Genomic DNA, 12120 nt, shown 5'->3' with positions numbered 1-12120 from the left:
CAGCAAGACTGCGCCGGCCCCGCGGCCCAGTCGCACCGAGGAGAACGCAATGGGAACCCTAGCCCTGGCGGCCAAGATCACGCATGTGCCGTCCATGTATCTGTCGGAACTGCCCGGCCCGCATCAAGGCTGCCGCCAGGCCGCCATAGACGGCCACAAGGAAATCAGCCGCCGCTGCCGCGAACTGGACGTGGACACCATCGTGGTGTTCGACACCCACTGGCTGGTCAATTCCGGCTACCACGTCAACTGCGCGCCGGCTTTCGAAGGCGTGTACACCAGCAACGAGCTGCCGCACTTCATCAAGAATATGCCCTACGCCTATCCGGGCAACCCCGCGCTGGGCAAGCTGCTGGCCGAGGCGGCCACCGCCGCCGGCGTGCATACCCGCGCCCACGACGCCACCACGCTGCCGCTGGAGTACGGCACCCTGGTGCCGATGCGCTATATGAACGCCGACCGGCGTTTCAAAGTGGTGTCGGTGGCCGCGCTGTGCACGGTGCACGATCTGGCCGACAGCGCGCGGCTGGGCGCGGCGATGCGCGAGGCGGTGGAGCGCGATTACGACGGCCGCGTCGCCTTCTTCGCCAGCGGCTCGCTGTCCCATCGTTTCGCCCAGAACGGCACCGCGGATCAATTCCTGCACAAGGCCTGGAGCCCCTTCCTGGAAAGCATGGACCAGGAGGTCATCGCCATGTGGCTGGACGGCGATTGGAAAACCTTCTGCGACATGCTGCCGGAGTACGCCGAGAAGTGTCACGGCGAAGGCTTCATGCACGATACCGCCATGCTGCTGGGCGCGCTGGGCTGGGGTGATTACCGCGGCCGCGCGGAAATCATCACCCCCTATTTCGGCAGTTCCGGCACCGGCCAGATCAACGCGGTGCTGCCGGTGGAACCGCTGGGAGAGCGCCATGCCGCACTTCATCGCTGAATGCACCGACAATCTGCGCGCGCAGGCCGATCTGCCGGAACTGTTCCGCCAGGTGCACGACTGTCTGGCCGCCAGCGGCCTGTTTCCGCTGGCCGGCATCCGCAGCCGCGCCCACTGGCTGGACACCTGGCGCATGGCGGACGGCGAGGCCGACTACGCCTTCGTCCACTGCACTTTGCAGATCGGCAGCGGCCGCAGCGAGGCCGATCGCCGCGCCACCGCCGAACAGCTGTTCGCGCTGATCCAGCGCCACTTCGAACCGCTGCTCGCCCAACGCTATCTGGCGCTCAGCTTCGAACTGACCGAACTGTCCGCCACCCTCAACTTCAAGCGCAACAACGTGCATCAACGCTTCAGCCCGCCGGGCTGAAACGGCCGAAACCGATCACGAAGCTCAGCGACCACCATGAAAGACTCCATGCTCAGCCCCGACCTGATTCGCGGCGCCGCGCGCCGCCTGCACGACGCCGAGCGCGAACGCCGGCAGATCCGCCAGCTCTCGCTGGACCACCCCGAGATCACCATAGAGGACGCTTACGCCATCCAGCGCTGCTGGGTGGAGATGAAGCTGGCGGAGGGACGCCGCCTCAAGGGCCACAAGATAGGCCTGACCTCGCGCGCGATGCAGATGTCCTCGCAGATCAACGAGCCGGACTACGGCGCGCTGCTGGACGATATGTTCTTCAACGACGGCGCCGACATCCCGGTGTCGCGCTTCATCGTGCCGCGGGTGGAAGTGGAGCTGGCCTTCGTGCTGGGCCGGCCGCTGTCCGGCCCCGGCGCCACCTTGTTCGACGTCTACGACGCCGCCGATTACGTGATCCCGGCGCTGGAAATCATCGACGCGCGCAGCCAGTCCATAGACCCGGACAGCCAGCGTCCGCGCAAGGTGTTCGACACCATAGCGGACAACGCCGCCAACGCCGGCGTGGTGCTGGGCGGCCGGCCGGTGCGCCCGCGCGAGCTGGACCTGCGCTGGGTGGCGGCGCTGATGTACCGCAACGGCGTGATCGAGGAGTCCGGCGTCGCCGCCGCCGTGCTCAACCACCCGGCCAACGGCGTGGCCTGGCTGGCCAACAAGCTCTCGCCTTTCGACGTGGAGCTCAAGGCCGGCCAGGTGATCCTGGCCGGCTCCTTCACCCGGCCGGTGCCGGCGCGCGCCGGCGACACCTTCCACGTCGACTACGGCCCGCTGGGCGCGATCAGCTGCCGCTTCGTCTGAACCCGCTCGAGGAACCTCCATGCAACTTCCCGCCAACCCCTTCAAGGCCGCGCTGCGCGACGGCCGCCGCCAGATCGGCCTGTGGCTGGGCCTGGCCAGCCCCTACAGCGCCGAACTGCTGGCCGGCGCCGGCTTCGACTGGCTGCTGATAGACGGCGAACACGCGCCCAACGAGCTCAGGGACGTGCTGCTGCAACTGCAGGCCGTCGCGCCCTATCCCTGCCACCCGGTGGTGCGCGCCGCCAGCAACGACCCGGTGCGCATCAAGCAGTTGCTGGACATCGGCGCGCAAACGCTGATGCTGCCCATGGTGCAGAACGCCGACGAGGCAGCGCGGGCGGTGGCCGCCACCCGCTATCCGCCGCGCGGCGTCCGCGGCGTGGGCAGCGCGCTGGCGCGCGCCTCGCGCTGGAACCGCGTGCCGGATTACCTGACGCGGGCCGACGATGAAATCTGCGTGCTGGCCCAGGTGGAAACCCGCCAGGCCCTGGCCGCGCTGGAAGGCATCGCCGCCACCGACGGCGTGGACGGCGTCTTCATCGGCCCGGCCGACCTGGCCGCCGACATGGGCCATCCGGGCCGGCCCGACCACCCTGAAGTGCGCGCGGCGATGGACGACGCCATCCGCCGCATCCGCGCCCAGGGCAAGGCCGCCGGCATCCTGATGGCCGACGAGGCCGAAGCGCGCCGGCTGTTGGCGCTGGGCGCGGGCTTCGTCGCCGTCGGCGTCGACACCACCTTGCTGGCGCGCCGCGCCGAAGCGCTGGCGGCGGCCTTTCGCGACGAAGCGCCCGGCCGGCCGCCGACGCCATCCGCCTACTGACTGACCCGCGGCGACCACACAAGAACAAGGCGCCGCCCGGAGCCGATCCCGGCCCCACACCCGAGGAGAACGCAAGATGAGCCACACCCCCGCCGCCGCAAGCGCCCACGCGCGCAAAGTCGCCTACGCCACCGTGATCGGCACCGCCATCGAGTGGTACGACTTCTTCATCTACGCCAGCGCCGCCGGCCTGGTGTTCAACAAACTGTTCTTCGCTCCGGCCGGCGACCGCTTCGCCACCCTGATCGCCTTCGCCTCGGTCGGCGTCAGCTTTCTGTTTCGGCCGCTGGGCGCCTTTCTCGCCGGCCACTACGGCGACCGCCTGGGCCGGCGCGCGATGCTGGTGCTGACCCTGGTGCTGATGGGCGCCTCCACCGCGCTGATCGGCCTGTTGCCCACTTATGAATCCGCCGGCCTGCTGGCGCCGCTGGCCCTGATCCTGCTGCGCGTGCTGCAAGGCATTTCCGCCGGCGGCGAATGGGGCGGCGCGGTGCTGATGGCGGTGGAGCACGCGCCGCGCGGCCAGCGCGGCCGCTACGGCGCCTTCCCGCAGATAGGCGTGCCGCTGGGTCTGCTGCTGGCCTCCGGCGTGTTCGCGCTGATGAGCGGCGTGGTCTCCCCCGGCGACGCCTTCCTGGAATGGGGCTGGCGCGTGCCCTTCCTGCTCAGCGTCGTGCTGCTGTTCATCGGCCAATGGGTGCGCCGCTCGGTGGAGGAAAGCCCGGTCTTCGAGGAGATCAAGGCGCGCAAGGCCGGATCGCGCACCCCGGTGCTGGACCTGTTCCGCCGCCACGCGCCGCTGGTGCTGCTGGCCGCGCTGCTCTTCGCCGGCAACAGCGCCGTCGGTTACATGACCACCGGCGGCTTCATCCAGAACTACACCACCGACCCCGCCGGCGCGCTGCGCATGGAGCGCACCCCGGTGCTGCTCGCCGTCGCCTTCGCCTCCGCCTGCTGGATGGCCTTCACCTGGCTGGCCGGCGTCTGGTCGGACCATATCGGCCGCCGCCGCGTCTACCTGATCGGCTTCGGCGTGCAGCTGGCCGGCGTGCTGACGCTGTTCCCGCTGATCAATAGCGCCAGCCTGCCGGCGGTGCTGCTGGCGCTGTGCCTGCTGTCGGTGGGCACCGGCCTGACGTACGGCGCGCAATCGGCCTTCTACGCCGAGCTTTTTCCCGCCTCGGTGCGCTTCTCCGGCGTCTCCATTTCCTACGCGCTGGGCGCCATCCTCGGCGGCGCCTTCGCGCCGATGATCGCCAAGGCCCTGATCGCCCAGACCGGCTCCACCGCCGCGGTGACCGCCTATCTGAGCGGCATGACGCTGATCGGCCTCGCCTCCGCGCTCTTGCTGCGCGACCGCCGCGACATCCCGCTGGGGCCGGAGCACGAGGCCGAGCAAGCCGCGTCGCCGATACGCTGGCGCCGGCCCGTCGTCACTGCCGTTCATGCTGAAGCGCCATGAAAAGTACCTAAGACAGCTTGGAAGATGCATTCCAGTGCGTGATGTCGCTATCCATAATGCAAATTCGCTGAATGTATTCATTATTGAAACGCCCGCCGCCAAAGGCGGGCCGCTTCAGCGCCATCAAGCACAAAGGAGACCACCATGCGCCACCCCAACCCCTTGCTGGAAACCCTGCTTCCCATCCTGCCCGCCATCGCCGCCAACGCGGAGCGGGCGGAACGCGAACGCACCGTGCCGGCGGAAAACATCGCCCTCTTGAAAAGCGTGGGCTTTCATCGCGCCTTTCAGCCCAGGCCCTACGGCGGCCTGGAAATCAGCCTGCCCGAATTCGCCGATTGCGTGGCGGCGCTGGCCGGCGCCTGCGCCAGCACCGCCTGGGCCGCCAGCCTGCTGGCCACCCACAGCCATCAGATCGCGCTGTTCTCCGCCCGGCTGCAAGAGGAAGTCTGGGGCGGCGCGCCGGACGCCACCGCCAGCAGCAGCATCGCGCCGCTGGGCCGGGCCGAGGCCGCGGACGGCGGCGTGCTGCTCAGCGGAGAAATGGGCTGGAGCAGCGGCTGCGACCACGCCGAATGGGCGATCCTGGGCTTCCGCCGCCCCGGCCCGGACGGCGAGCCGCAATACTGCTTCGGCGTGGTGCCGCGCGCCGATTACCGGATCCGCGACGACTGGCGCGCCGCCGGCATGCAGGGCAGCGGCACCAAGACCCTGCTGGTGGACAAGGTCTTCGTGCCGGAACACCGGATCGAAGCGGCCAAGGACATGATGGAAGGCCGCTCCGCCGGCTTCGGCCTGTACCCGGACAGCAAGATCTTCTACGCGCCCTACCGGCCCTACTTCGCCAGCGGCTTCGCCGCCATCAGCCTGGGCGTGGCCGAGCGCATGCTGCAAGTGTTCAAGGAGCGCAGCCGCAACCGCATCCGCGCCTATACCGGCGCCCAGGTGGGCGCGGCGCTGCCCGCCTATATGCGGCTGGCCGAATCCACCCACCAAGTGCTGGCCGCGCGCGCCTTGCTGGAAGCCAGCTGGCGCGAGCACGCCGAGCACGGCGCGGCCAAACGCTATCCCACGGCGGAAACGCTGGCTTTCTGGCGCACCAATCAGGCTTACGCGGTGAAAATGTGCATCCAGGCGGTGGACCGCTTGTTCGAATCCATGGGCGGCAATTGCTGGCGGCTGGAAAACGAGGCGCAGCGGCTGTTCCGCGACTCGCACATGACCGGCGCCCACGCCTACACCGACTACGACGTCTGCGCCCAGATCCTGGGCCGTTCGCTGCTGGGGCTGGAGCCGGACCCCGCCATGGTCTAGACGAGCCGTTTACGATCTTCCCGGAGGCCCGACAGGGTGAACGCCGCTTCGAAACGTTCATGCGCCGTATGAGCAAAGCCGCTGTCCCAGTGGTTTTCGCTCTGCCCCGTTCCCGCCCGCGAAATCGCGAACAGGCTCTACCGACATTAGCCCCTCCCACCCGCGCCGCGCCGGCCCCGCGCCGGACGGCCCCGAGGACACGCCATGAACGCACCCGCCCCTGCCCACGACGCGCGCGCGCTGCGCCGCGCGCTCGGCAACTTCGCCACCGGCGTCACCGTCGTCACCGCGACCGCGCCGGACGGCGAACGCGCCGGCGTCACCGCCAACAGCTTCAACTCCGTCTCGCTGGACCCGCCGCTGGTGCTGTGGAGCCTGGACAAGCGCTCCGCCAGCAACGCGGTGTTCGAACAGGCCGGCCACTTCGTCGTCCACGTGCTGGCCGCCGACCAGATCGAGCTGTCCAACCGCTTCGCCCGCGCCGGCGCCGACAAATTCGCCGGCCTGACGCCGGAAACCGGCCTCGGCGGCGCGCCCTTGCTGGACGGCTGCGCCGCCCGCTTCCATTGCCGCCTGCACCAAAAGCTGGACGGCGGCGACCACTGGATTCTGCTCGGCCTGGTCGAAACCTTCGACGACTGCGGCGCCGCGCCGCTGCTCTACCACCAGGGCGTGTACGCCGCCGCGCTGCCGCGCGCGCGCCCGGCCGCCGCCGCGGAACCGCTGCCCGGCTGGCTGGGCGACAATCTGCTCTATCTGCTGACCCAGGCGCTGCAGGCCTACCAGGCCAGCTACCGGCCGCGCCAGCTCGCCACCGGGCTGAGCGGCGGCGAAGCGCGGCTGCTGCTGGTGCTGGAACAGCAAGCGGAACAGGATGCCTGCGCGCTGCAACGCGAGACGGCGATGCCGCCGGAGGCGATAGAACTGGCCGAGGCCGAGCTGCGCCGCAAGGGCCTGCTGAGCCGCGACGCCGCCGGCTGCCGCCTCAGCGAGGCCGGCCGCGAGCAGGCCGCCACGCTGTGGCGCATCGCCGGCCAGCAGCAGCGGGAGATTCAGTCCGGCCTGGACGAACAGGATCTGGCCGCCTGCAAGCACGTGCTGCGCGCGCTGATCCGCCAGGGCTGAGCCCGCCTCCCGTCGCCGCGTCCGCGGCGGTCAAGGTCCGGGGCGCGCCGGGTCAAGGCCGCCGCGCGCGGCCGCCCTATGCTGGAGCGACCGCCCATCCTCAAACAGTCCAAGGGCGGCGCGACAACAAGGGAGACGCCATGCGCGACTACGACTACATCCTGATCGGAGCCGGCTCCGCCGGCTGCGTGCTGACCCACAGGCTGATCCAGGCCGGCAAGCGCGTGCTGCTGCTGGAAGACGGCCCGCCGGACGACAACCCCTACATCCGCATGCCGGCCGCCTTCATCAAGGTGCTGGGCAGCGAACGCACCGTCACCTACCGCAGCGAACCGCAGCCGGAAGCCGCCGGCAGACGCATCTTCGTCCCGCAGGGCCGCACCCTGGGCGGCGGCAGCTCGGTCAACGCCATGGTCTATATCCGCGGCCAGGCCGCCGACTACGACGACTGGGCCGCCCTGGGCTGCGCGGGCTGGGAATGGTCGCAAGTGCTGCCCGCCTTCAAGAAGGCGGAAAGCCATATGCGCTTGTCCGAGCCCTACCACGGCGTGGACGGGCCGCTGAAAGTCAGCGACGCCCGCTACCGCCATCCGCTGAGCCTGGCCTTCGTCCAGGGCGCGCAGGAAGCCGGCCTGGCCTACAACGACGACTTCAACGGCCGCGAACAGGCCGGCGTCGGCTTCTACCACACCACCACCTTCGACGGACAGCGCGGCAGCACCGCCGCCACCTATCTGGCCGCGGTCCGCCAAGACCCCAAGCTGGATCTGCGCACCGGCTGCTATGTGCAAAAAATCGGGTTCGACGGTGGCCGCGCCTGTCAGGTGGAATGGCGCGACGCCGGCGGCGTCCAGCGCGCGCGCGCCGCGGCGGAAATCGTGCTCTGCGCCGGCGCGCTGTCCAGCCCCAAGCTGCTGATGCTGTCCGGCATCGGCCCGGCGGCGCAGCTGCGCGAACACGGCGTCGCCGTGCTGCGCGACGCGCCGCAAGTGGGCGCCAACTACCAGGACCATCTGGAAGTGTCGGTCTACGGCCGCGCCCGCGCGCCCATCAGCCTGCTGGGCCAGGACCGCGGCCTGGCCGCGCTGCGCCACGGCCTGCAATGGCAGCTGTTCCGCACCGGCTTGCTGAGCTCCAACGTGGTGGAATCCGGCGCTTTCGTCGACACCGCCGGCGGCGGCCGGCCGGACATCCAGTTCCACGTGCTGCCCACCCTGGTGGGCGACGTCGACCGCGAGCCCTTGCCCGGCCACGGCATTTCCATCAATCCCTGCCTGCTGCGTCCCAAGTCACGCGGCAGCGTCGCGCTGGCCTCCGCCGACCCGGCCGCGCCGCTACGCTTCGACAGCGGCGCCCTGCGCGAGGCCGAGGACCTCGCCGGCCTGCTGCGCGGCGTCAAGCTGGCGCGCCGCGTCCTGCGGGCGCCGTCCATGCGCCGGCTGATCGCCGAAGAACTGCTGCCCTCGCCGGCCGAAGACGCCGACGACGCGCTGCTGGAACAACACATCCGCCAGTTCGCCAAGACCGTCTACCACCCGGCCGGCACCTGCCGCATGGGCGCCGACGCCGACGCGGTGGTGGACCCGAGGCTGCGCGTCAAGGGCGTGGCCGGCCTGCGCGTCTGCGATGCCTCGGTGATGCCCGCCATCGTCTCCGGCAACACCAACGCGCCGGTGGTGATGATCGCCGAGCGTTGCGCTGAATTCATGCTCAGCGGCCAGTAAGCGCCGCCCCCTGCGTTTCAAGATCCTGCGACGGCGGGGATGGAAACATCCAAGCCGCGCAAGATGCGGCCCGCCATGGCCGCGGCGTCAAGACCCGCGGCGAAGGGTTAATCCGCTCCGGCGCGGCTTGCCTTCAAATGAAATTCCGTGATCAGCATGCCCAGAATAATCAGCCCGGCCCCCAGTAAATTCAAAGGCGACAAGCGGTCGCCGGCCAGGAAATAAGCAAAAACACCGCCAAACAGCGGTTCCAGCACAATGATCAATGCGATTCGATTGGGCGAAGAGGCCACTTGGGCCCGAGTCTGCACATAAAAACCGACTGCCGTTCCCAATAGGGCGATGATAAGAATCGCCGTCATCGTCTCGCTTCGAAAGGGAAGCGAGAACTCATTCAAAGCCAATGACTGCAGCAAGGACAAGCCCCCCACGACCGCGACCTGGACAAAGGCGATGTTCAATACCCGCGCTGTCTTGCTGACCTTGGACAAAACAACAATGTGCAAAGCGAAGGAAGCCGCACAGAGCACAACCAGCATATCTCCCCAATGCATGGCCAGATTTTTCAAGGTCAGCAAAGCAAGCCCAATCGTCGCCGTGGCTGCGCCGAATAGCTGACGTTTTTCCGGGCGCACCTTTAACAGCCAATAAGCAAACAGCGGAGTAAAGACAACGGCCAAGCCCGTAATGAAACTGGCATTGGAAGCGGTGGTGTAAGCCAAGCCCTTGGTTTGAAAAAAGAAGGCCAGATATAGCGCGACGCCAGCGGCGACCCCTCCGAAAACATCCTGCCGCGAGAATCGACTCCCTTTGACCCGCACCACGATCCACATCGCCAGCGCGGCGATGAGAAACCGGTAGGCGTTAAACGCCGAGTCGCTTAGATCGTTCAGCGCATCGTGAATAGCGACAAAGGACCACCCCCATAAGGCGGTGACTAAAATCAGCGCGATTTCCCATCCCTGTCTGTGATGGCGTGGATCAAGCTTACTCATGGATTTTCTTTCCAACTCAGCGACAAGCTGCGGGGGAGATGCGCAATAAGCGATCAACTTGCCCGCCATGACGAATTTGGGACCGCCAGGCCTGCGGCGGGCAGCGGTCATCCGGACTGCGTCGCGGAATGGGAAGCGCACTGGATTGCACAAGAATTCCAATCATGCGGCATCTCGATGACGGCGCAGTGAAGAAAGAAGAAGCAAGAGAAGAAAATGAAGACGAGCGCGCGCGGGAGCGCGGCTCCGCCAAGTAAAAAGCCGGACGCAAGCGCCCGGCCGTGTTTGCAAACTCCCATGTCCGCCCGCTACAGCGGCAGCACCAGCTTGGCCCAGACTGCGCTGCCCTCGGGCCGGTTGCGCACATCGAACTCCTTCAACCACCTCAATTCCAGACCGGCCTTGTCGAACTGGTAGCGCAGCGCCGGACCGATGGCGAAAGCCTGGCCGCGAAAACCGTTGCCCGCCACCGCCCGGCCGTACTGGACATCGTCCGTGGTCTGCTTGATGAAGTAGCCGTTCAAGCCCAGCCTCCAGGCCGGGCCGGCCGCGTAGCTCAGCGAGTAATCGAAGTGGAACAGCTGGCCGGACTGGTAATCGGTATCGCGGTTCTTGCCGTTGAAGGTGTAGCTGATCTTGGACGACAGCTCCCAGCCGGACGCCGGCAGATAGGAAAAGGCGAATACCGGACGCAGCGAATAATGATGGGCCCCCAGGTTCAACATCCGATTGCGGTCGTAGTCGCCGGTGGGCAGCACGATGTCGGCCGCCAGCGCCGTGTGCAGCGGCCCGGCGTCGCCCCAGGCCAGCACCGGCCCCAGCACCGCGTCGCCCAGGCCGCTGCGGCTCTCATGCGCGCCGCCGGCGTCCAGGCTCAGCCTGGGCAGCGGCGCCAGCGCGAAGCCGCCCAAGCGCCCGCCCCACAGCGTCCGGTCCGACATATACAGCAGCCGCGGCACCAGCACGTCGGCGCTCAGCTTGAAACCCGGCGCAGCGGAACGGCCGGCGTCGTCGTTGAAGCGGTCCGCCTGGTAATGGGTGTAATAGAACACGCCGTACCAGCCGGCCGGCGGCAGCGCGCCGGCGAGAAAACCCTCGGCGCCGGCGCCTATGGTGTCCGCGCCGGACTGGGTGGCCTGAGCCGTCGCGCAGGCCAGCGCCGCCGATAGCCCGGCCAGCGCCTTGATCAAGGTCTTGTGCATGATGATCTCCGTCAGGGAGTGCGGCGTCCCGGCACAGCGGGACGCGCAATGAGAATGGCGGCTCAGGTCGGCGCCCGGTCGGCTTCCAGCGCGGCCCCGCCCGGCTTCAGCCGCAGCGGCGCGGTTTCGCGCAGGCCCAAGGACAGCAAGGCCGGCAGCAGCGCGCCGGCCATGGCGATCCACATCACGATGGACAGGCCGTAGCGGTCCGCGGCGAAGCCGGCCACCGTGGGCGCGACAAAACCGCCCGCCAGCTCGCCCACCCCCATGATCATGCCCAGCGCGGTGGCGATGCGCCGCGGCGACACCGTCTCCGCCGGAATCGTGGCCATGAACAGGGTGAAGCAGCCCAGGCCGGTGTAAGTGAGGAAGACCAGCGGCAACAGCCAGACCATGCGGTCCACGTTCAGCAACACCAGCGGGCAGCAGGCGGCGATCAAGGAAAACGCCACCATGGCCGGCTTGCGGCCGATGCGGTCCGAAATCGCCGGCACCAGCCCGCCCCACGCCACCCAGGCGAAGCCCAGGCTGCTCATCACCGCCCCCATCGCCTGCGGGCTCATGCCCTTGACCTGGATCAGAAAGGTGGGCGTGAAGGAAATCAGGATGATGAACCAGGTGATGTAGCTGCAGGCGATCAACACGCACAGCAGGATGTTGCGCTCGGCCAGCAACGAAGCGAAACCGCCGCCGCGGCCGGCCGGCGCCGGCGCGGGCGCCGGCTCGCGCACATGCCGCCACACCAGCCAGGCGATCAGCAGGCCGGGCAGGCAGGACAGATAGAAGGCCGCGCGCCAGCCGTAGGCCTCGGCCAGCGCCACCAGCAGCGGCGGCCCCAGCACCGCGCCCAGCAAGCCCGGCGCGGAGCCGTTGACGATGCCCATATTGAAACCGCGCCGCGCCGGCGTGGAGCCCGCCGCCAGCAAGGATTGGGAAATGGGCAGCACCGGTCCTTCCGCCACGCCCATCAGCGCGCGGAACAGCAGCAAGGACAGAAAGCCGGCCACCAGGCCGGAAGCGGCGGAAAACAGCGAAAACGCCAGCACCGCCGCCACCAGCATCGGCTTCTTCGCGCCGCGCCGGTCCGACCATGCGCCCAGGCCCAGGCCGGACAGCGACCAGGTCAGCGCCAGCGCCGACGCCAGCATGCCCAGATGCGCCGGGCTCAAACGCAGTTCCGCCGCCATGAAGGGAAACAGGAAGGACAGCGCCAGCCGGTCGAAAAACACGAAACCGAAGCTCAGCGCCAGGATGGCCAACAATTTGTTTTCATAGGAGAGGCGCATGGCGGGCCTCTCTTTCGCCAGCGGCGCGCGCGC

General features: G+C 68.4%; 11 protein-coding genes. 8 read left to right on the top strand and 3 right to left on the bottom strand.

What is annotated here, in order from left to right; genetic code table 11:
• Window positions 1-49: 49 nt before the first annotated feature.
• The 8 genes from hpaD (at window position 50) to JC616_RS08435 (ending at window position 8604) form a co-directional block, all read left to right on the top strand.
• A complete protein-coding gene (gene hpaD / locus JC616_RS08470; protein ID WP_107798699.1) occupies window positions 50-934 on the top strand; it encodes a 3,4-dihydroxyphenylacetate 2,3-dioxygenase in 885 nt (294 codons plus the stop codon).
• Window positions 915-1304 (top strand): 5-carboxymethyl-2-hydroxymuconate Delta-isomerase, encoded by a 390-nt coding sequence (locus tag JC616_RS08465; RefSeq protein ID WP_227107731.1) that lies wholly within the window; start codon window positions 915-917, stop codon window positions 1302-1304. The genes hpaD and JC616_RS08465 overlap by 20 nt, the downstream gene beginning before the upstream one ends.
• Before the next feature lie 48 nt (window positions 1305-1352).
• Complete coding sequence (gene hpaH / locus JC616_RS08460; RefSeq protein WP_107798697.1) at window positions 1353-2156, top strand: 2-oxo-hept-4-ene-1,7-dioate hydratase; 804 nt, start codon at window positions 1353-1355, stop codon at window positions 2154-2156.
• Between the two features lie 19 nt (window positions 2157-2175).
• Window positions 2176-2979: a 4-hydroxy-2-oxoheptanedioate aldolase gene (gene hpaI, locus JC616_RS08455; RefSeq protein WP_107798696.1), complete on the top strand. Its 804-nt coding sequence runs from the start codon at window positions 2176-2178 to the stop codon at window positions 2977-2979.
• A gap of 76 nt (window positions 2980-3055) precedes the next feature.
• Window positions 3056-4441, top strand: coding sequence for an MFS transporter (locus tag JC616_RS08450; RefSeq protein WP_227107730.1), 1386 nt, complete (start codon window positions 3056-3058; stop codon window positions 4439-4441).
• A gap of 144 nt (window positions 4442-4585) precedes the next feature.
• Entirely contained in the window at window positions 4586-5755 is a 1170-nt protein-coding gene (locus JC616_RS08445; protein ID WP_227107729.1) for a p-hydroxyphenylacetate 3-hydroxylase oxygenase component, read from the top strand.
• A gap of 204 nt (window positions 5756-5959) precedes the next feature.
• Complete coding sequence (locus tag JC616_RS08440; RefSeq protein WP_227107728.1) at window positions 5960-6880, top strand: p-hydroxyphenylacetate 3-hydroxylase reductase component; 921 nt, start codon at window positions 5960-5962, stop codon at window positions 6878-6880.
• 140 nt (window positions 6881-7020) lie between these two features.
• Complete coding sequence (locus JC616_RS08435) at window positions 7021-8604, top strand: GMC family oxidoreductase (protein ID WP_227107727.1); 1584 nt, start codon at window positions 7021-7023, stop codon at window positions 8602-8604.
• A gap of 107 nt (window positions 8605-8711) precedes the next feature.
• On the opposite strand, the gene JC616_RS08430 is transcribed toward JC616_RS08435, so the two are convergent.
• From JC616_RS08430 to JC616_RS08420, 3 genes are all read right to left on the bottom strand, one after another.
• A complete protein-coding gene (locus tag JC616_RS08430) occupies window positions 8712-9710 on the bottom strand; it encodes a DMT family transporter (protein WP_227107726.1) in 999 nt (332 codons plus the stop codon).
• 197 nt (window positions 9711-9907) lie between these two features.
• Entirely contained in the window at window positions 9908-10801 is an 894-nt protein-coding gene (locus JC616_RS08425) for a SphA family protein (protein ID WP_227107725.1), read from the bottom strand.
• 62 nt (window positions 10802-10863) lie between these two features.
• The gene (locus JC616_RS08420; protein WP_107798690.1) at window positions 10864-12087 is read right to left on the bottom strand and encodes an MFS transporter; all 1224 of its coding nucleotides are present in this window, start codon (window positions 12085-12087) and stop codon (window positions 10864-10866) included.
• Window positions 12088-12120 lie beyond the last annotated feature (33 nt).

The organism is Chromobacterium rhizoryzae (assembly GCF_020544465.1).
GTDB lineage: Bacteria > Pseudomonadota > Gammaproteobacteria > Burkholderiales > Chromobacteriaceae > Chromobacterium.
This window is presented reverse-complemented; position numbering and strand designations above follow the sequence as displayed.